Raw genomic sequence first — 19,311 nt, forward strand, 5'->3', positions numbered from 1 at the left:
ACCGCACCAGGCACGATACATGCCGGGGCTGTTGAACGGCAGGCTGACATTGCCTTTGCGATCCACCGCAACAAGACCGCCGGAGCCACCGATTTCACCCAGCTCGCGGACAACCGCGCCAGCCGCCTCATTGAGCGATTGCCCTGCCCAGCGCATCCGTGCATCCACTTCGTGACCCACCACCCAGCGAATGAAATATTCTCCGTGACCTGTGGCGGAAAGCGCTACCGTCTCGTCATCCGCCCAGGTTCCAGCACCAATGACCGGGCTGTCACCAACGCGTCCCGGGGTCTTGGCGGTCATGCCGCCCGTGGAGGTAGCTGCCGCCAGATGACCGAAACGATCCAGCGCAACGGCCCCGACAGTGCCATGCTTGCGGGCAGGATCGCCATCATCGGCAGCACCACTGCGACGACGTGCCATTTCGTCATGCAAGGCCTTGCGACGCTGCTCCGTCGAGAACCACTCCGGCGCCATCATTTCCAGACCCGCAGCTTCGCAAAATCGCTTTGCCCCTTCGCCTGCAAAAAATACATGCTCGGTCTGCTCCATGACCGCACGCGCGGCCAGAACAGGATTGCGCGGCCCGCAAATTCCGGAGATGGCGCCGCATGCCCGTGTTGCACCATCCATGATGGCCGCATCCATCTCATGCGTTTCATCCGTCGTGAAAACAGCCCCATGACCAGCGTTGAAGAGCGGATTTTCTTCCAGAGCAATCACAGACGCCGTCACAGCATCAAGTGCTTTGCCACCTTTACGCAAGACATCCAGTCCAGCCTGCAGGCATTCACGCAGACCGGCATGATAGGCTGCTTCCTTCTCTGGCGTCATATTGGCTTTAAGAATGGTTCCAGCGCCACCATGCAACGCGATGACAGGTACAAATTCGGGCATCTTCATTAACTCGCTAAAAAAACCGGCGGCCTTGAAGCCGCCAGTGGATACGGTCTTATTTCGGCTTGACGTCCATCGCCAACGTGTCCTCGTCAGAGCGCGGCGTATAGGAAATCTTGTCCTTTTTAACACCCCATGCCGACATGTTCACAGCAAGCGGCAGATCTGGTCTATCGGTTGAAACAAGCAGATTGGCTTTCTCAAGAAGAGCGCCGCGCTTGGCCTCGTCCATTTCACTACCGGCATCCTCAATCAGCTTGTCCATTTCCGGATTGGAATATCCGCGCGTATTGAAAGCGCCCAGTGATTTCGCGGTGTCATTTGTATGCATCAATGACGACAACATATAGTTGGATTCACCGGTCAGCGTGCCCCAAGACGCCATATAGAGCGAATAATCCCCGCGCGTCTTGGCCGGATTAAATACCGCTGCAGGGACGCCGCTGACATCGACCTGAATATTGATCGAAGCGAGCAACTGAGCAATTGTCGGCCCCAATTCCATCGGCATACGGTCATTGGCATAATTCAATGACACTTTGAAACCATCCGGATAGCCAGCATCGGCCATCAGCTTGACTGCCTTTTCAACGTCGTAAGCAGCCGGAGCAATGTCCTTGTTGTAGCCGAAAATATTCGAGGCCACCATTTGCGTGGGCACCGAGCCCATGCCTTCCAACGCTACTTCCGTGATCGTCTGGCGATCAATGGCCAGGTCGAAAGCCTCACGCACACGCGGATCAAGGAACGGGTTCTTCTCCAATTTTTTGCCGGTTTTATCCCAGACCATTGGCGATTCCTTGCGGAAATCGAACTCCAGATAGGGAATATAGACGGATTCATCCTTCACGACGTCCAGCTTGGAATCGGACTCTAAGGCAGCAAGATCTGTCGAAGGAACCTTCGATATCAAATCAACTTGCCCGGCCTTCAGCTGGGCGACGCGAGCAGCATCATTGGGGATTTCCTTACGCACGACATGATCCCAAGGCTGGGCACCACCCCAGTAGCCGTCAAATTTTTCCAATACCAGATCCTGCGTGGGAGCCCATTTCACAAATTTATAGGGACCCGTACCAATCGTAGCCTTGCCTGAATTGAAACCATCTGCGGCGGTTTCCTTGGTCGAATAATCCGCTGCGGCTTTGTGTGAAACAATGAACAGACGCACGAAATCATTGGGCAATGTTGGCGCCGATCCAACCGTCGTCACACGGACGGTCAGCGGATCGATCACTTCCACACCCTTCACCCTGCGAACATAAATGGTCGAAGGATTAGGTCCCGTCACATTTGGAATGCGCTCGATGGAAAACTTCACGTCCTCGGCAGTAAAGTCCGATCCATCGTGGAATTTGACACCTCCACGCAGTTTGAATTCCCACGTCGTATCATCGACAGGCTTCCAACTTACTGCGAGCGACGGTTCGACCTCCAGCTTATTGCCCGATTTCAAGAGCGTATCGAAAACATGTTTGGTTGCCTCGGCATTCGCGGAGGTTGCCGTAAAGTGCGGGTCCATTGAAGCTGGCCCCGATTTCGTGGCAATCACGAGGTCGGCAGCAATCGCTGACAACGGCATCATCAATGTCGTTGCCAGCAAGGCGGTATTGAATATCGAGCGAATGGTCATCTTTTCCCCTGTAATTTTCTCATTGGCATGACGAATAGTAAAATCCATGGCAAGCCGACTTGCCGATTATTGATCCGAGATGTGCTGTTTCAGGTATCTTCGCCTTCGATAGGCTCCAAATCCGCGACGAGCTGCTGCGGCCAACTTTCCGAAGCTACCACCAGCTTGGTCAGGATTTCAGAAAGGTTCAAACGCTCGGCGGGCGACAGGGATTCGAGCATCATGCGTTCGTGATCCATCATCTTCGCCTCGACAGCTTCCACCGCCAAACGCCCTTTTTCCGTCAGTTTTAATGCAACTCGACGCTGGTCAATGGGGTCGAGCTCGCGGCTGATCATGCCCAACGTGTCGAGCTTGTTCACGGCACGGCTCAAGGTATTTTTTGGGAAACCGGAAGATCGGACAACTTCGGTCAGGGTCAACTCGGCGCTCAGATAGAGCGACCAAAGCACGACAAACTCCGGCCGCAGCAAACCAAGTTGCTGTTGGATCAATCCATAAACAGGATTGTTGAACCGCAATGCCAGATAGTTCAACCGAAATGAAAGCCAGCACGGATTTCGCCAGAGCTTGGGATAGAGCGGATCGCCCTCCGAAAGACTGGAAAGCCCCGGCTCCTCCCGTCCCGCGCGCCCTTCGTAAAGAGCCGTACGCAACAAATCATCCATCGATAAAACCTCAGCGGTTTTTCATTTAGTACTATTTGGAACGATATTTAAAAATTTTGTTGCGTCAACTCTATTTTTTTGTTCCTAATGGAACCGAATTCAAAAAAGCAAATGAATGCAGGGATGCCATCGCACAACCATCCCTGCGAGGGGTTAGTGCGCTCTGGTTGCCAATCCGGAAAATTGCAGGAGACGAAAATGCGCATTCAGGACATGCATTGGTCGCAGGTCGAAGCACGTGTAAAAGAAGACGACCGTTGCGTCATCCCGGTCGGGTCTGTTGAACAACATGCCTATTTGAGCTTGGCAACCGATATGATCCTGGCCGAACGCGTTGCCGTAGAGGCGGCCGAGCCGACAGGCGTGCCGGTGTTTCCTTGCCTGCCCTATGGAATGGCATCCGGGTTCGCTGATTTTCCAGGTACGGTTACGCTGACGCTGCGCACCTACATCAATGTGATCGAGGACATTCTGAACAGTGTCTATCATTCAGGTTTCCGTCGCATTCTGATTGTCAACGGTCATGGCGGCAATTCGCCTATCAACCCTCTCCTGTCGGAATGGATGAACAGTCATCGCGACACTTCGGTCAAGCTTCACGACTGGTGGCGCGCGCCAAAGACCATGGCAAAAGTGCAGGAGATTGACCCTGCTGCCAGCCATGCCAGCTGGATGGAGAACTTTCCATGGACCCGCCTGGAAGGTGCGCCGATCCCGAATTTCCAGAAAGAGCGCATCGACTTTGCCGCATCCGCGCGCGTCGATGCTGGCAGAAAGCGTGAACGAATTGCCGAGGGCAATTATCACGGCGTCTTCCAAAGGCCCGATCGGGACATGATGGAAATCTGGAAGGTAGGCGTCGAGGAAACGCGCCACGAGATCGAGCATGACTGGCATTAACGCGCCGGTCAAACCTTCCAAGTCCCTCGCAACCCTTGCCCGAATGCAACCATTGGGGCACTAGCCAGAGAAAAGCCAATGGCCTCATTCATTCTCCGCAGGTCGGGACAGGCGTTCATCGTCCTGGTGGTCATGTCCATTCTTGTGTTCATTGGCGTTTACGTCATCGGCAACCCCATTGACGTACTCATTTCACCGGATGTTACGCAAGAAATCCGCCAGCGGGTTATCGAGGAATACGGCCTCAACCAGCCCCTCTGGAAACAATATGCCGATTTTGTCGCCAAGACTGTCAGTGGCGACTTCGGAAGATCATTCGTCTTCAACATGCCAGTCAGCGAGTTGATTGCCCAGCGATTGCCGGCGACCTTGGAGCTCGCTGTTATCGCCGTTCTGCTTGCCTCTCTTATCGGCATCCCTCTTGGCGTCTATGCCGGTTACAAGCCAGAAGGGTTCATTTCCAAACTGATCATGGCGGGCTCGATACTTGGCTTTTCCGTGCCTACCTTCTGGATCGGATTGATGCTGATTATGGTATTTGCTGTTCAGCTCGGCATGTTGCCGGCCGGTGGGCGAGGAGAGACTGCCGATATTTTCGGAGTTCCCTTTTCGTTTTTGACCGGCGATGGCTGGTCACATCTCTTCCTTCCAGTTCTTAATCTGGCTCTGTTCAAGATGGCGATGATGTGTCGACTGGCAGCAGCAGGCACACGCGAGATAATGACGACCGATACAATTAAATTTGCACGGGCGGCAGGCATTCCTGAACACACGATTCTGCGCCGGCATGTATTGAAGTTGATCTCCATTCCGCTTGTTACGGTGTTTGGTCTGGAACTCGGCTCAACACTTGCCTTCGCTCTTGTCACGGAAACCATTTTCAACTGGCCGGGGCTCGGAAAACTCATCGTAGACTCCATCGCATCGCTCGACCGTCCAGTCATGGTCGCCTATCTGATGATGGTCGCGATCCTCTTCGTCGTCATCAACCTTTGCGTCGATCTGGCTTATGCAGCCCTTGATCCACGACTGCGTCAGAAAGGTCGCTGAGATGGCCGAAACGGTATCAACTCAAAGCTCCGCTCCAATAAGCAGCACGTCTCCTGTGAAGGAGTTTTGGCGGGCCTTTTCCAAGAACAAGGTCGCGGTTATCGCATTCGCGGTGGTTGTCATTATTGCTCTGCTGGCAATATTCGCGCCATGGATCACGCCACAAGACCCCTACGACCTCAAATCTCTCGTGCTGCGTGATGCGCGCAGGCCGCCCGGCTATGTCGGTGCCCAGGGCATGTATTATCTGCTCGGCTCGGACAGTCAGGGACGCGACCTGCTGTCAGCCATTATATATGGTCTGCGCATATCACTCGAAATGGGACTGATTGCAGGGGCCATAGCCTTCAGCCTCGGCGCGATTGTCGGTTGTTTCGCGGCCTATCTTGGCGGGCGAACAGAAACTTTCATAATGCGCCTTGTGGACGTGCAATTGTCATTTCCGGCCATCCTGCTGGCCTTCGTGGTTGCCGCCGTGCTCGGTCAGGGAAAGTGGCAGCTCATTCTGGCACTTGTCTTCGCGCAATATGCCTATTTCGTGCGCACGGCACATGGTGCGGCGGCGGCGGAACGGCAAAAGGATTACGTGCAGGCGGCCCTTTCCGTGCCGATGAGTGGCTGGCACGTCGTGACACGGCATATCCTGCCCAACTCCCTGCCACCGCTCATCGTCGTGGCAACTGTGCAAGTTGCTTCAGCCATTTCGCTGGAAGCCACGCTTTCATTTCTTGGTGTCGGCCTGCCGCCAACAGAGCCCTCCCTTGGAATGTTGATTGCCAATGGCTTCCAGTATCTTCTGTCGGGCCGCTACTGGATTTCCATCTATCCGGGCGTTGCGCTGATCGTTCTGATCATGGCCATCAATCTCATGGGCGATCAGATCAGAGACATACTCAATCCGAGGTTGCGCAAATGACAGCTCTGCTACAAGTCGACAATCTCTCCACTTATTTTGAAACTGACCGCGGTACGGTGAAATCCGTCGATGGCATCTCATTTGAAATCGGGAAAGGCGAAATACTTGGCCTTGTTGGAGAATCCGGTTCAGGAAAATCGATCACCGGTTTCTCTCTGATTGGCCTGATCGATAAGCCTGGCAGAATTCAACCCGGAAGTTCAATTCGATTTGAAGGCCGGGAGCTGGTCGGATTGCCGGAAAACCAATTGCGCAGCATTCGCGGTCGGGAAGTCTCTATGGTCTTTCAGGACCCCATGATGACCCTAAACCCGGTCCTCAAGGTCATCGACCAGATCGCAATGGCTATCCGCGCTCACGAAAAAGCTTCGGATGCCGAAGTTCGCCGCAGAGCGATCGAAGCTTTGGCGCGGGTGCGCATTGTCGAGCCAGAAAAGAAGGTCGACCAGTATCCACATCAGTTTTCAGGTGGCATGCGCCAACGCGTGGCGATTGCTATTGCGCTGCTTCACAAGCCAAAACTGGTAATCGCGGACGAACCCACAACGGCGCTCGATGTGTCGGTTCAAGCGGAAATCCTCAAAGAAGTGAAAGCGCTCGTCTCTGAACTGGGCATTTCGATGATCTGGATCAGCCATGATCTCGCGACTGTTGCTTCAATCTCACAGAGAATAGCCGTCATGCGGCTTGGCAAGATTGTCGAGATGGGGAGCGTTGCCGAAGTACTCGGTTCTCCCAAGCACTCCTACACTCAAGGCCTGCTTGATGCCCTGCCGTCACGAAAACAGCCAGGGGAGCTTCTAACCTCAAGCGCCACCGAGAACGCTGGCGAATATTCAATTATAGAGACGCAGAAGAATAAATCTCTCGCCCCAAGCCCGAACTTCGTCAGCGCCGATGACGTTACGATGGTCTTCCAAAAGCCGGTAGGCTCGCTTGGCCGTTTTGCCCAACGGCTCGGCCTCGCCAAACCAGCTCATGCCGTCCATGCCGTTCAGTCCGCAACTCTTACGATTGCACGCGGCGAAGTGCTGGGGCTGGTCGGCGAATCCGACTCGGGGAAATCAACGCTTGGCCGCATCATCTGCGGCATCTCCACGCCAACTTCGGGTAATGTTCTGGTTGACGCTCGCAAGGTCCGGGAAAAAGACCGTAAGATCGGCACTTCCGTTCAAATGATCTTTCAGGACCCCTTTGCATCGCTTGATCCACGCCGCACAATATTTCAGTCCGTCGTGGAAGGGCCGATCGCACACGGGCTTTGCACCAACAAAGACGCGCGCGAATATGTCAATCGCTGGCTGAAATCAGTGGCATTCGATCCGGCGCTGGCAGACCGTTATCCTCACCAATTCTCCGGCGGACAGCGACAGCGCATTGCTATTGCGCGGGCGCTGGCAATGCAACCGGAGCTCATCATTTGCGACGAGCCAGTGGCTTCGCTCGACGTTTCCATTCAGGCACAGGTTATCAATCTGCTGTTGCAACTGAGGAAAAGCCTTGATCTGACATTGCTTTTTATCAGCCATGACCTGTCTGTCGTTCGCCATCTGTGTGACCGCGTTGTTGTCATGCATCACGGCAAGATTGTCGAAGAAGGTACCGTTTCTCAAATATTCACTCAGCCGAAACAGCCATATACGCGCATGCTGCTTGACGCGGTGCCCAAGCTGGCCTGGTGAAGGGGCCTCTCGAACGGAGTTCAAAAGGCTTCACTCACCCCGTCTCAGAGTATAGGGCAGAATAAACAGATACAGCCCGGTTGCGAGTAATATAAACAGCGGTAGAAGCGGAGAATAAACGATCCACACCGGAGGCTGCCCGAACGCCATAGTGACGAAATTCGCAATCACGGTAAGCGTGAATATGATCGACAACCAGCGGTGAATTTGGCGTATGGATTTATTCAAGACCATATGTGCTTCTCCTTATGGAGTTCGCCAACCACATTGGCTGAACTCCAGTTCCTTCCGGCTCATTATGCTTTGCGGCACTCTCTCTAGGAGCAGGTTCAGTCCAAATCAGCGGCGACGGCATCGAGCTTTTCAAGGAAATTTCGCCATCCATGATGTGCACCGTGAAAGGCCTGTTTCTGACCCGGCATAAAGCCCGACTGTTCCATCCGCAAATGTGTCCCGGTGGCGGTCGGTATCAAAGTCAAGGTCACGATACTTCTGAGATTGTATGCTTCGTCCTCATGGGTGTGGTTCCAGGTGTAGGATAGCCGCCTGTTCGGCTCGACCACCAGAACCTCACAATCCAGCACCCCGCCCCACTCACCTTTGAGCTCGAAACAATGGCCTACGGTCGGAGCGAAATCATTATTCATCAGCCATTCCGCGATGAGGTGAGGCTCCGTCAATGCGCGCCAGAGCTTTTCAGGCCGATGAGGCATTTCACGCTCAACAATTACCGTTCGCACATCATCAGATATCTCGGTCATTGATCCATCCTCTTCAACAGGTCTTCAAGGGCATCGAACTTCTGCTCCCAGAAACCGTTCAACTCTTTCGCCCAATCGATCAGTGGAATTAGTGCCGTGTATTCGGCCCTGTAGTGGCTTTGGCGCCCCTCGTGACGATCACTAACGAGGCCTGCCCTCTTGAGAGCGGCAAGATGCTTTGAGACGACCGGCTGGGACACATTCGTTCCTGCGGTCAAAACCGTAACCGTCTTCTCGCCCTCTCGGCAAAGTCGTTCAAATATCGACCGTCGTGTCGGATCGGATAAAGCTTTGAAAACTTCGTCTCGCATAGTCATCGCTCAATTCATATCCAATTGGCTATGCGTTGATACATAGCCGAGCAGCTATATATCAGTCAAGTACTTTTGACGAACTGTCCGTAACGACGTGACACACTGGCTGACCTGAGAGCCGTCCGATGCAAATAAAAGAAGGATGGACAGGCGGAACATGCCGCCTCCGTTATCAGAACTGCTTCTTGAAATTGACCAGGAAACCGTGTTCACGGTCCCCGTCTGCAGCTATCAGCCACAATATTCAAGCAGTGCTGCTCGTCTCTTTGTCGCCAATATCGCTATCATCACGACCATAGCCGAAGCTGCCCCGACAGTCAGTTCTCTGGCAAGATGATAACCCATGCTAGCGCTGACGCCGGTGGTCGTGAACCTGACGTGCTTGCCATTATCATGCTCACCCACATTGATCGCACCACACCGGTCCGCAGAGTGAGACGATGCACCGGAACCAATCACTTTGCCAGAATTCATCGTGACCTTCACCAAGACGTCAAATGAGCGGTTGAGCATCATGCGCTCATACACCTGTTCCGGTCTTTCGCCGCTTCAAAAGTGGGAGTGTTGCAGGATGACTACAAACCGACAAACATGACTCTTTTAATCATGTAATTTCTTGCCAGCACTAATACATGAATATATCACTCATGATTGTCAAAATCATGTTGGGAATATTCTATATGCGCTCCGATTGCATGCCTCTTCGCCGTACAATTCTGGCTGGTACATCCCTGATTGCTCTTGCCGCCACGGCAATAGCGCAGGACCAGACCACTGCCTCTCCAACGGAGAATGGTGCAATCGTTCTCGACAAGATTGTGATCGACGGCGGCAGCGGCGGCGTGATCGATGCGGACGGTTATGTGGCGCGCAGCAGTGCGACCGGCGCCAAGATCGACACGCCATTTGTGCAGACCCCGCAGTCCATTTCGTCCGTCACCCAACAGCAGCTTGAAGACCGCAATCCGCAGACCTTGCTCGACGCCATTGCCTATACGCCCAGTGCTCGCGTTGGCGGCTTTGGTTTCGATCCGCGGTTCGACTCCTTCACCGTGCGTGGCTTCGACGTCACGTATACCGGTGTCTTTCGTGACAATCTGCGCCAGCCCGGAGCAAGCTCGGCGCTGTTCAAGACTGAACCCTATGGCCTGGAAGGCGTTTCCATTCTGCGCGGCCCATCGTCAGCCCTTTACGGCGCTTCCGGTGCCGGTGGCCTGTTCAACCTGATCAGCAAGCGCCCGACCGAAGCCCCGCTTCACGAAGTACAAGTCCAGTACGGTACCAATAATCGTTATCAGACCCAGTTCGACCTCTCCGGCCCGGTCAAGGAAGGCGACCCACTTTACTACCGCCTGACAGGGCTTTGGCGCAACGCCGATACCGAACAGCCCTCAGTTCCCGACGACCGCATTTACATTGCACCGGCATTTACGTGGAAGCCAGACGAAGACACGCGCCTGACAATCCTCAGCGAGTTCTCCCGCATCAAAACCGGCGGCACTGCCGCTTATTATTACGATGCCGTAACGGGCAAGGTATCCGACATTTTTGCAGGCAACACTGCCTTCAATGACTCAGTACAAACGCAGGGGCGTGTCGGTTATGAATTTGAAACCCGCCTCAACGACACGTTCGTGTTCCGCCAGAATGCCCGCCTTGCATCGACCAAGATCGGAGCCGACTGGGCCTTTGCCTATCAGGCCAATGAAATCGATCCGTTACTGCTCGACAGCAGCGCAGGCACTTTTGAGGAGCGGCTGACCAGTTTCACCATCGATAATCAACTGGAAGCAAGCTTCGATACCGGCAATTTCGAGCACACGCTTTTGGCCGGCGTAGACCTGACAAAGCTGCAATGGAAGGGATTGAACGGGTATGGCTATACGCCACCGCTGGATACCCGACATCCGTCCATGGGACGCCCTGTAGCGCCAATCGATTTCCAGACAAAAGACGTTCAGGACCAGCTCATGGCTGGCATCTATCTGCAGGATCAGATCCGCTATGATGCCTGGACCATAACCCTCGGCGGTCGTCAGGACTGGGTCAGCACCGACACCAAGAACACCGATCTGGCAACCGGCACGTCCAGCGATTTTGATCAGAGCGACAAGGCCTTCACATGGCGCGCCGGGCTAACTTACGAAACACCTTGGGGCATCACGCCGTATGCCAGCTATTCGACAGCCTTTTCGCCCAATGCCGGTGTAAACCGGGCAACAGGCAATCCGTTCGAGCCAACGGAAAGCGAACAGCAGGAAGTCGGGATCAAGTATCAGCTGCCCAACAGCAACACCCTGATAACGGCCGCCCTGTTCAACATCAATCAGGACAACGGTCTCTATTACGAAGTGGTCGAATTGGATGCTGGCCCGGCCAACATTCAGGTACAGCGCGGGAAACTACGTTCGCGCGGTCTGGAACTGGAAGCCAGCACCAGTCTCGACAACGGCCTCTCCCTCATTGCGTCCTATAGCTACATGCAGACCAGCATCAAGGACGGTCCGGACGGAACAGTGGGCAATGAAATCTCATCTGTACCGACCCACATGGCGTCAGCCTGGGCTCATTATAAGTTGCCTGAGAACAGCTTCCTTTACGGGCTGGGTGTCGGCGCAGGTGTCCGTTTTGTCGGCTCAAGTTACGGCAATGACGAAAATACTATGAAAAACAGTTCTCGCGCCTTTGTCGATGCAGCAATAGATTTCGATTTTGGCGCGATCAAGAAGGACTATGAAGGTGTCAAACTGCAGGTCAACGCCACCAACCTGTTCGACACCAGCAAGCCGGTCTGCTCCGCAGGTTTCTGTTATCGTGATCAGGGCCGCACTGTTGTCGGCAGCCTGAAATATTCATGGTAAGCGCCGATACCAGAAATGAAGCACTGCAAGCTCTCAGGCCCCAAGGCCTGAGAGCACTGTTCCATGGTGACAATGCATGGTGTGCCGATAGTATGATGCTGTCCTGTGAAATGACGGACAGCATGCCGCTGTCGGAATTTCTGTACGGCCCTCTCCTGACGAAAACCCTGCATCAATGCGCAGCCGCCTATCCTGATGCCGACCTGCGGGCGGTTTCTTCGTTCTGGTCGCTCTATTATTTTTCGCTTCTGGTCATTCCCTATATCTGCGCCCGACAAAGTGGAGTGGCCCTTCCGGTCGAGCTCGAGAATATGACCATTGCCATCAATGATCAGGGCTTGCCACGTTCCTTTGGCTTGCCCCACGAAGGGCAAGCTTGTGACGCGCCGGATGTGATGACGGTTATCAGCCATGTCGCAAAAAGCCATCTGAACACTGTCGTTCAAGTCCTGAAAGACCGCACCGGCATCTCATCGAAGCTCGCCTGGAATAATGCAGCGGTCTATATCGACTACGCCGTCAACAGCGCAGCTGAAAACCATTGTCGTGATGGCTGGCCATGTCGCCCGCTTTTTGAAACGCAAATTTTTGACGATGGAACGCGCAACCCGTTTTTTGGGTGTCTGCGTCAAGAAACAGATCATGGCGCCAATTTGTGCCGGCGCAAGATTTGCTGCCTGCGCTATAAACTGCCGGGCGTTGCCGGATGCGGTGAATTATGCGCGCTCCCCGAACTTAGAAAGCAATGAAATGATCCGTCTTATTGTGTGTCTGACTGTAATCTGGCTGGCCCTCGGTAAAAGCGCTGTTGCAGAGGTAACCTATCCCATTCACGTCAAGGATGCGCTTGACCGGGAAGTCACCATTACCGCCCAACCAAAATCCATATTGCTTGGCAGCGGATTTAATCTAATTGCGTTGTCGCTCGTCCATCCAGATCCCGTCAGTGTGCTGGCCGGTTGGGCCGGAGACCTCAAGGGGGACAATCCGGAAATCTATGCCGGCTTCAAACAGCGCTTCCCGGAAATTGAAAAACTGCCGATCATTGGCGACGGCATTACAGTTTCGGTCGAGAAAATCGTTTCTGTAAAAGCCGATCTGGTCATTCTTTCAGACTGGCAGATGCGCAATGATGAAGGCGTGCAGGCGATCGCCTATCTCGAGAAAATGGGCATACCGGTGCTCGTGGTCGACTTCGGCAATCATGCACTCGAAAATACTTCGAAAAACATGCGCCTGTTGGGCAAGGTACTCAACCGCGAGGAGCAGGCTAACGCTTTTGCCGACTTCTATGACGAGCGTATTGCCCGCATTCGTGATCGGGTGGCGAAGAGCGATGCTGGACCGACTGTATTGCTGGAAGCCTTTCCCAATGCCGATCAATGCTGCTACGCTTACGGGCGAACCAGTATGGGCGAGTTCATCACATTGACCGGCAGTCGAAATATTGCTGCAGATGGACCAGCACAGGGAGGGGTGATCAGCAGCGAATTTATCGTTGCCGCCGACCCGCAAGTTTACATCGCCACCTCATCCCCAGGCGGGAAGTATAGCGGTTTTTCGGTCGGGCCGGGCGTAAGCGAACAGGAAGCGCGCGACACACTTTCAAATGCCCTGAAAAATCCTTTTCGCGCTGGTTTGAAGGCCGTGAACGACAAGCGAGTGCATGGATTGTGGAACTTTTTCAATGCTGTTCCCTTGAATGTTCTGGCAGCAGAAGCCTTCGCCGTCTGGCTGCGACCGGAACTGTTCGCGGATATCAGCCCCGAAGCGACACTGGCGGAAATTAACCAGCGTTTCGCGGCTGTCCCGTTTGAAGGTTCATACTGGATCAGCCTGAAACCCTGACCCCGCATTTTTCTGGCGTATACTGCTATCGCAGGCCGCCAGAAGTATGAGTGTGGGCTTCCGCAGCCAGACCCGGCCAGTAATAACCATTGCTGGTCGGACGTGGACCGAAAATGGCCTGCCCGACCCGTACCACGGTTGCCCCCTCCTCGATTGCAACCTCGAAATCGCCAGACATGCCCATGGAAAGTCCGTTCATATGCGGATACACATCAACAACACGATCCCGCAGACCACGAAGCAAGCGAAAGCAGGCGCGCACGCGCTCTGTGTCGGAGCTGAAAATTGCGAGCGTCATCAGCCCACGTGGTTTGAGGCGGGGAAACTCTGAGAGGCGCGCCACGAACGACATGAGATCGTCCGGATGCAGCCCATATTTGCTTTTCTCGTCCGAAGTATTGACCTGAACGTAAACATCAAGATCACGATCTTCCGCGTCCAGTCTGCGATTCAGTTCTTCCGCCAGGCGGAAACTATCCAGCGCATGGAATTCCCATGCAAGACGAACAAGATATTTGACCTTGTTTGTCTGCAGATGGCCGACAATGCTCCAACGGATCGGCAAATCGTTCAGGGCCGTTTGTTTGTCGCGCGCTTCCTGAAGTTTATTTTCTCCGAAATCGAGAATTCCGGCCGCATAAGCGTGCCGCAGGATGCGAGCCGGGACTGTTTTTGTGATCGGGAGAAGGCGCACATCGTTCGGATCGCGTCCGCTGCGATGACAAGCCGCAGCGATCCGCGCGCGAACCTCTTTGAGATTGCTCGCGAAAACAGAAGTCGGATCAGCACCGAAACGCGCTATCTCGTCTTTGATTGCCTGCCCCTCAACCGGCTGCGGCTCGACAGATAGTTGCATCGCCAATCTCCCTTCAAGCGCCGATACAAATGCTTGCCGCTGCGCGGATACGACATGGCAACCATCCCGCCAGCTTGTATCATGGAGATGGTCTGGTTCTCCCATCCACTTCCAGCACAAAGATCAGACCAATTTCCAAGTCATCCGGTAATGACGATCATTCAACTGCTGACCATTCGAACACCTATGGCTTCATGATCGCGCGAAAGGCCGTCGCCAGCTTTTTAACTGCGATCTCGATTTCTGTCGGCGTATAGGCTGCAAACCCCATCAGAAAACCGGCCTTTCCGTCACCGGCAGCGTAAAGCCCGGACAGACCGAGGAGCTCGATACCGACACGCTGGGCTGCAGCGACGGCATTACGCTCAGATAAATCACCGGTGAGCAAACAAGACATCTGTAACCCTCCGGCAGGTACATGCGACTCGACGAAATCCGCCAGATATCGCTCGATCAGTCTGGCCAGTACATCGCGCCGTTCAGCATAGATACCGCGCATGGCCCGGACATGCGCGCCGAAATGTCCACCTTCCATAAACCGGGCAAGCGTCAACTGCGCCATCGGTGCGGAATGCCCATCAAGCAGAGTGCGCGCAACGGTCATCGGTTTGACCAGTTGCGGCGGCAATACCATGTAGCCGATACGCAGGCCCGGAAAGAGTGATTTGGTGAAAGTGCCGATATAGATTGTCCGCTCATGCCGGTCGAGGCCTTGTACGCAGGCGGTCGGTTTGCCAGCATAATGAAACTCGCTGTCATAATCGTCTTCGATAATCCATGTCTGCTGGCGGGCGGCCCATTCGATCAGCGCCAGACGACGATCCAGCGACAGGGTCGCGCCGGTTGGAAACTGGTGCGAGGGTGTGAGAAACACGGCCTTGGCCTTGAGCGTTTCGCCAACCATCCGCTCGATCACAATGCCTTGGTCGTCCACATTGACTGGAATGGATTCAAGTCCTGCAGCATCGAACGCCTTGCGTGCACCGTAATAAGCCGGGTCTTCGATGAAGATGCGGTCACCGGGGTCGAACAGCATGTTGGCACATAAAGTCAGCGCCTGTTGCGAGCTGGTGAGGATCAGCACCCTGTCAGGTGTCGCGCGTCCTCCGCGTTCCAGGTTCATGTACTCGGCAACAGCGCGTCGCAATGGCTCTGTCCCCTGCGGATGACCATGCAGCAGCGCTTGCGTGCCGGCTTCCTTCAAAACCTGCCGTTCCAGACGTTCCCAAAGCTGAAGCGGAAAATTTCGTGTTTCCGGAACACCGTGAGCGAAAGGTCGTGGCGCCAGCAGCTCGCGCACACCACCGCTTCGGAACATGGCTGCTCCGCGTTTGCTCAGATTGGGCGCCTGATTGCGCAATAACGCTTCGCGCTGGGAAACGCTGTGTCCGGGTGTGAATTCCGTTATCTGCGCCACGAAACTTCCACTGCCCACCCGGCGGTCGATAAAGCCCTCTGCATGCAGCTGCGCATAAGCCGCTTCGATCGTGTCTCGGGAAACACCCAGCGATTTGGCGAGGCTGCGCGAAGCCGGAAGCGGCTTTCCCGGCCCCAGCGCACCATCGATGATCAATTGCCGGATCGACCGCTGAATACGCGCATGGAGCGGCATTGCTGCATGGGCGGGGTGGGCAATCCAAGCCTTGACGGATTCAAGTTGCGAATGCCTGAACAAATGGACTGGTCCTTTTGTCAAAAATGGATGGGCATATCAGGCCATTAAACAGCTAACTGTCAATCAATCTTTTCAGCCCGACTTGCAGGCCATATGCCCAATTCCCAGAAGGTTTTTGAGGATGATACCATCCCGTGCTTCAACGTCATCGATCCGCTTGAGCGACCTTGCCCATCCCATCGTGGCGGGCCTAATCTCCGTCATTGTCAATTATGGCGGCACATTCATTCTTGTTTTTCAGGCCGCAAAGGTTGCGGGATTGAGCCCGGAACTGACTGCCTCCTGGGTCTGGTCGGTTTCGATTGGCGTCGGGCTTACCGGCCTTTATCTCAGCTGGCACTACCGCGAGCCGATCATCACCGCCTGGTCGACGCCAGCTGCTGCCTTTCTTGTAACGGCACTTGCCACCACATCCTACGCCGAGGCAATCGGCGCTTTCATGATTTCGGCTCTCGCATTTGTCATCCTCGGCGTGTCGGGCTATTTCGAGAAGGTCATCCGGCTGATACCGCCAAGCATAGCTTCAGGGCTTCTGGCCGGCATTCTGTTGCAATTCGGAATAGGGGCCTTCGGCGGCGCCACCACCGACCCGTTGCTGGTTGGACTGCTGATTGTTGCCTATGTGGTTTTGAAACGGCTGTCCGCCCGCTACGCCGTAGTCGGCATTCTCGTGCTCGGACTGGCCTTCCTGCTTCTGCAAAACAGGGTCGACCTGTCTGGACTGCGACTGGAGTTTGCAACTCCAGTCTTCACCATGCCTGCATTCTCTCTCAATGCCCTGCTGTCCGTCGCGCTGCCATTGTTCCTCATCACACTGACGGGACAGTATATGCCGGGGATGCTGGTTCTGCGTAATGACGGTTTCAAGACCAGCGCCAATCCAATCGTTACCGCAACAGGTCTCGGCTCGCTCATCATGGCGCCATTCGGATCGCATGCCTTCAACATTGCGGCAATCACGGCAGCAATCGCGACCGGGCCCGAAGCACACGAAAATCCATCCAAGCGCTGGATCGCCGGTATTGCAGCGGGCGTGTTCTACATTCTCGTCGGCATATTCGGTGTGACGCTCGCAGCTGTCTTCATGGCTTTTCCCGCAAGCTTTATCACAACGCTTGCAGGTCTGGCCCTGTTGGGCACGATAGGCAGCAGTCTGGCTGGAGCCATGTCAGACCCCACGCATCGCGAGGCAGCATTGATTACCTTTCTCGCATCCGCCGCAAACATCAATCTCTTCGGCATCGGCGGTGCTTTCTGGGGACTGATAATCGGACTGGTTGCCTATATCGTTCTCAACGGTCGTCTGCCGCGTCGTGAACGGACCGAATTGAGCGTGAGCGAAGGAGCTGCAAAATGACTGCTAAAAGCACTGGAATGACCACTTCCATCATTTCAATCCAGAGCCAGGTTGTGCACGGGCATGTCGGCAACAGCGCTGCGGTTCTGCCCATGCAGGCCCATGGGTTGAATGTCGCTGCAGTCCCCACGACCTTGCTGTCCAACAATCCGCATTTCGAAACCATGCGCGGGCGGGTTCTCGAATCCGAACTGGTCGGCGGTCTTCTGCGCGGCGTCGAAGAGCGCGGATTGATTGAAACAAGCCACTATATTGTTTCTGGCTATCTCGGCTCTCAGGCAAACGGGGATGTGGTCGCCGCGTTCGTCGAACGCGCCCGCCAGATCAATCCCGACATAAAATACATTTGCGATCCTGTCATGGGCGATATGAACCTCGGGATCTTCGTTGCCGATCAGGTGGTGGAATGTATCGTTGAACGGCTTGTTCCGCTAGCCGATCTGTTGACACCCAACCAGTTCGAATTGGGTCTTATCGCACAAACAGATGTAACCTCCTGGGCTGCACTTGAAGCCGCAGCGGGGCGTGTGCAGGCACTTCACGGCGCACAGCTGGTTGTGACCAGTTGCGAACTTGCCGACACTCCTGAAGGCTCGCTGGAAAACATCGTCTTCGACCACGAGACCCGCACGCGACTGCTATCGCCGCGCCTGCCGATCGTACCTGTGGGGACTGGCGACCTTTTCACCGGCCTTCTGACTGCCAAGCTTACGCGCGGGAAAACATTGATCGAGGCAGCCCGCAGCGCCGCTGCAACTGTGCTTGAAGTACTCAGGCGTACCATGGAGGCGGGTGAACGTGACATGCAGCTTGCCAGTATCATCGATGCGCTCATTCCGAGCGAGAATGCTCAAGAATGAAATTCCAGACGATGCTCATCAGATGAAATAATAGCTCAGCGCGATGAATCTGCCGGCTGTTCAACTGTTGCCCCGTAGTGCAGTCGGGATTTGCCGCGCTGTGTATCCCGATAAAGGAAACGGAAGAAGAAGGCGTCGCCCGTTCCGCGCAGAAGTCTGGCGAATATCGCGACCAGAACAATGGAGAAAATCAATCGACCGAACAGGACGACATAGATATCCGCGCCAAGAGCCACCACGATCAGCGTATCTTCGATCAGGCTGTGGCACAGCCCCATGAACTCGACGCGAGAAAGACGTCCCGAGGCTGAATGTGTCCGCGCTGTGCTTCACGGATGATGAGACCTCCACCATAGGACAGTCCCAGCACCAGCCCGACCACGGTCAATGGAGCGGCATTTTTCGATATGCCGAGCAAGCGCAACAAGGGTGAAAGAAGCAGGTTGAGGAAGCGCGTCACATCGAGCGCGTCCATTGTTCTCAGCACAGCCACCAGACCGAGCAGGACGATAAATATCCAGACCAGCGTGGAAGCCGTATCGGCGACGAAGCTGCTCCAGCTTGAATCGTAATGGCCCGGCACCCAGCCCGGTGCAGCCGGTTCTGCCAGCCAGCCGGTACGGCTGGAAATCAGGTTGATCCCCCATGCGAAAACAAGGCCGCCGCCAAGCCGGATCAGGGTCGACACGATCAGGCGCGGACCAGCCTTTTGTACGATACGCTGTTCGATGGGAAGAGCATGAGCGAAGAGGAAAAGCGAACCGAGGATCGTCACCTGAGCTGTGGTGAGTGTGTCGACCGGCAAGACGGCGAACATCACCACTGCCCCGCTCCACACGCCCACCAGCAGGTTCATAGCCCAAACAAAACCGGCTTCAGGCGGCAGCCCCACGAACTGCATGACGGGAGCGAAGGCAGGAGAAATGGCTTTGATCAGGCCCATCTCGATTGCCAGCTGCGTCAGCACCATCACCGGCAACATGATCTTGACCAGCGTCCAGTAGACGCTGATCGCCTCGCGCAGGATAACCAT

20 protein-coding genes are annotated in these 19,311 nt (G+C 54.9%); 9 read left to right on the plus strand and 11 right to left on the minus strand.

Annotated elements, in window-relative coordinates; all coding sequences use genetic code 11:
* The 3 genes from AAE521_RS26220 to AAE521_RS26230 form a co-directional block, all read right to left on the minus strand.
* Positions 1 to 897 (minus strand): isoaspartyl peptidase/L-asparaginase family protein (locus AAE521_RS26220; RefSeq protein WP_342062116.1); only part of this gene is annotated, 897 nt, incomplete at its 3' end.
* A gap of 55 nt (positions 898 to 952) precedes the next feature.
* On the minus strand, positions 953 to 2,530 hold the full coding sequence (locus AAE521_RS26225; RefSeq protein ID WP_342062940.1) for an ABC transporter substrate-binding protein: 1,578 nt from the start codon (positions 2,528 to 2,530) through the stop codon (positions 953 to 955).
* An 89-nt stretch (positions 2,531 to 2,619) separates the two neighbouring features.
* Positions 2,620 to 3,066: a MarR family winged helix-turn-helix transcriptional regulator gene (locus tag AAE521_RS26230; RefSeq protein WP_167375586.1), complete on the minus strand. Its 447-nt coding sequence runs from the start codon at positions 3,064 to 3,066 to the stop codon at positions 2,620 to 2,622.
* 330 nt (positions 3,067 to 3,396) lie between these two features.
* Here AAE521_RS26230 and AAE521_RS26235 point away from each other — a divergent pair, with 330 nt between their 5' ends.
* From AAE521_RS26235 to AAE521_RS26250, 4 genes are all read left to right on the plus strand, one after another.
* Positions 3,397 to 4,098 carry a creatininase family protein gene (locus AAE521_RS26235; RefSeq protein ID WP_071634472.1) on the plus strand — a complete coding sequence of 234 codons (702 nt, stop codon included), beginning with the start codon at positions 3,397 to 3,399 and terminating at the stop codon, positions 4,096 to 4,098.
* Positions 4,099 to 4,176: 78 nt separating this feature from the next.
* Complete coding sequence (locus tag AAE521_RS26240) at positions 4,177 to 5,148, plus strand: ABC transporter permease (RefSeq protein ID WP_071634473.1); 972 nt, start codon at positions 4,177 to 4,179, stop codon at positions 5,146 to 5,148.
* A 55-nt stretch (positions 5,149 to 5,203) separates the two neighbouring features.
* Positions 5,204 to 6,064, plus strand: coding sequence for an ABC transporter permease (locus AAE521_RS26245; RefSeq protein ID WP_010659314.1), 861 nt, complete (start codon positions 5,204 to 5,206; stop codon positions 6,062 to 6,064).
* On the plus strand, positions 6,061 to 7,746 hold the full coding sequence (locus AAE521_RS26250) for a dipeptide ABC transporter ATP-binding protein (protein WP_342062941.1): 1,686 nt from the start codon (positions 6,061 to 6,063) through the stop codon (positions 7,744 to 7,746). Before AAE521_RS26245 ends, AAE521_RS26250 begins: the two co-directional genes overlap by 4 nt.
* 30 nt (positions 7,747 to 7,776) lie before the next feature.
* Here the strand turns inward: AAE521_RS26250 and AAE521_RS26255 are convergent, their stop codons facing one another.
* From AAE521_RS26255 to AAE521_RS26270, 4 genes are all read right to left on the minus strand, one after another.
* Positions 7,777 to 7,980 (minus strand): hypothetical protein, encoded by a 204-nt coding sequence (locus tag AAE521_RS26255; RefSeq protein ID WP_010659316.1) that lies wholly within the window; start codon positions 7,978 to 7,980, stop codon positions 7,777 to 7,779.
* Between the two features lie 95 nt (positions 7,981 to 8,075).
* Entirely contained in the window at positions 8,076 to 8,507 is a 432-nt protein-coding gene (locus AAE521_RS26260) for an SRPBCC family protein (protein ID WP_342062942.1), read from the minus strand.
* Entirely contained in the window at positions 8,504 to 8,824 is a 321-nt protein-coding gene (locus tag AAE521_RS26265) for an ArsR/SmtB family transcription factor (protein WP_125302802.1), read from the minus strand. The genes AAE521_RS26260 and AAE521_RS26265 overlap by 4 nt, the downstream gene beginning before the upstream one ends.
* 228 nt (positions 8,825 to 9,052) lie before the next feature.
* On the minus strand, positions 9,053 to 9,295 hold the full coding sequence (locus tag AAE521_RS26270; RefSeq protein WP_342062943.1) for a hypothetical protein: 243 nt from the start codon (positions 9,293 to 9,295) through the stop codon (positions 9,053 to 9,055).
* A 206-nt stretch (positions 9,296 to 9,501) separates the two neighbouring features.
* Here AAE521_RS26270 and AAE521_RS26275 point away from each other — a divergent pair, with 206 nt between their 5' ends.
* From AAE521_RS26275 to AAE521_RS26285, 3 genes are read left to right on the plus strand one after another with little or no spacing between them, the layout of a single operon-like run.
* Positions 9,502 to 11,682, plus strand: coding sequence for a TonB-dependent siderophore receptor (locus AAE521_RS26275; RefSeq protein ID WP_071634483.1), 2,181 nt, complete (start codon positions 9,502 to 9,504; stop codon positions 11,680 to 11,682).
* Positions 11,676 to 12,431, plus strand: a complete 756-nt coding sequence (gene fhuF / locus AAE521_RS26280; protein ID WP_342062944.1) for a siderophore-iron reductase FhuF — start codon at positions 11,676 to 11,678, stop codon at positions 12,429 to 12,431. Before AAE521_RS26275 ends, fhuF begins: the two co-directional genes overlap by 7 nt.
* A 1-nt stretch (position 12,432) precedes the next feature.
* The gene (locus AAE521_RS26285; protein WP_071634478.1) at positions 12,433 to 13,530 is read left to right on the plus strand and encodes an ABC transporter substrate-binding protein; all 1,098 of its coding nucleotides are present in this window, start codon (positions 12,433 to 12,435) and stop codon (positions 13,528 to 13,530) included.
* Positions 13,531 to 13,555: 25 nt separating this feature from the next.
* Here the strand turns inward: AAE521_RS26285 and AAE521_RS26290 are convergent, their stop codons facing one another.
* Both AAE521_RS26290 and pdxR read right to left on the minus strand, forming a co-directional pair.
* Positions 13,556 to 14,386: a YggS family pyridoxal phosphate-dependent enzyme gene (locus tag AAE521_RS26290; RefSeq protein WP_342062945.1), complete on the minus strand. Its 831-nt coding sequence runs from the start codon at positions 14,384 to 14,386 to the stop codon at positions 13,556 to 13,558.
* 184 nt (positions 14,387 to 14,570) lie between these two features.
* Positions 14,571 to 16,061 carry a MocR-like pyridoxine biosynthesis transcription factor PdxR gene (gene pdxR, locus AAE521_RS26295; protein WP_071634480.1) on the minus strand — a complete coding sequence of 497 codons (1,491 nt, stop codon included), beginning with the start codon at positions 16,059 to 16,061 and terminating at the stop codon, positions 14,571 to 14,573.
* 121 nt (positions 16,062 to 16,182) lie between these two features.
* Between pdxR and AAE521_RS26300 the strand changes: the two genes are divergently transcribed.
* Positions 16,183 to 17,418, plus strand: coding sequence for a benzoate/H(+) symporter BenE family transporter (locus AAE521_RS26300; protein WP_071634481.1), 1,236 nt, complete (start codon positions 16,183 to 16,185; stop codon positions 17,416 to 17,418).
* A complete protein-coding gene (gene pdxY, locus AAE521_RS26305; RefSeq protein WP_071634482.1) occupies positions 17,415 to 18,278 on the plus strand; it encodes a pyridoxal kinase in 864 nt (287 codons plus the stop codon). Before AAE521_RS26300 ends, pdxY begins: the two co-directional genes overlap by 4 nt.
* A gap of 35 nt (positions 18,279 to 18,313) precedes the next feature.
* On the opposite strand, the gene AAE521_RS26310 is transcribed toward pdxY, so the two are convergent.
* Complete coding sequence (locus AAE521_RS26310; protein WP_342062946.1) at positions 18,314 to 18,556, minus strand: hypothetical protein; 243 nt, start codon at positions 18,554 to 18,556, stop codon at positions 18,314 to 18,316.
* On the minus strand, positions 18,535 to 19,311 hold a 777-nt coding region (locus AAE521_RS26315; RefSeq protein ID WP_342061603.1), incomplete at its 5' end, for a nucleoside recognition protein. The genes AAE521_RS26315 and AAE521_RS26310, both read right to left, overlap by 22 nt.

The sequence above is a fragment of the Brucella cytisi genome (assembly GCF_038433355.1).
GTDB lineage: Bacteria > Pseudomonadota > Alphaproteobacteria > Rhizobiales > Rhizobiaceae > Brucella > Brucella cytisi.

Coding starts and splice junctions, on each gene's coding strand:
- AAE521_RS26225 (WP_342062940.1), bottom strand. CDS start 2,530: ATGACCATTCGCTCGATATTCAATACCGCCTTGCTGGCAACGACATTG.
- AAE521_RS26235 (WP_071634472.1), top strand. CDS start 3,397: ATGCGCATTCAGGACATGCATTGGTCGCAGGTCGAAGCACGTGTAAAA.
- AAE521_RS26240 (WP_071634473.1), top strand. CDS start 4,177: ATGGCCTCATTCATTCTCCGCAGGTCGGGACAGGCGTTCATCGTCCTG.
- AAE521_RS26250 (WP_342062941.1), top strand. CDS start 6,061: ATGACAGCTCTGCTACAAGTCGACAATCTCTCCACTTATTTTGAAACT.
- AAE521_RS26255 (WP_010659316.1), bottom strand. CDS start 7,980: ATGGTCTTGAATAAATCCATACGCCAAATTCACCGCTGGTTGTCGATC.
- AAE521_RS26260 (WP_342062942.1), bottom strand. CDS start 8,507: ATGACCGAGATATCTGATGATGTGCGAACGGTAATTGTTGAGCGTGAA.
- AAE521_RS26265 (WP_125302802.1), bottom strand. CDS start 8,824: ATGACTATGCGAGACGAAGTTTTCAAAGCTTTATCCGATCCGACACGA.
- AAE521_RS26270 (WP_342062943.1), bottom strand. CDS start 9,295: ATGAATTCTGGCAAAGTGATTGGTTCCGGTGCATCGTCTCACTCTGCG.
- AAE521_RS26275 (WP_071634483.1), top strand. CDS start 9,502: ATGCGCTCCGATTGCATGCCTCTTCGCCGTACAATTCTGGCTGGTACA.
- fhuF (WP_342062944.1), top strand. CDS start 11,676: ATGGTAAGCGCCGATACCAGAAATGAAGCACTGCAAGCTCTCAGGCCC.
- AAE521_RS26285 (WP_071634478.1), top strand. CDS start 12,433: ATGATCCGTCTTATTGTGTGTCTGACTGTAATCTGGCTGGCCCTCGGT.
- AAE521_RS26290 (WP_342062945.1), bottom strand. CDS start 14,386: ATGCAACTATCTGTCGAGCCGCAGCCGGTTGAGGGGCAGGCAATCAAA.
- AAE521_RS26300 (WP_071634481.1), top strand. CDS start 16,183: ATGATACCATCCCGTGCTTCAACGTCATCGATCCGCTTGAGCGACCTT.
- pdxY (WP_071634482.1), top strand. CDS start 17,415: ATGACTGCTAAAAGCACTGGAATGACCACTTCCATCATTTCAATCCAG.
- AAE521_RS26310 (WP_342062946.1), bottom strand. CDS start 18,556: ATGGGGCTGTGCCACAGCCTGATCGAAGATACGCTGATCGTGGTGGCT.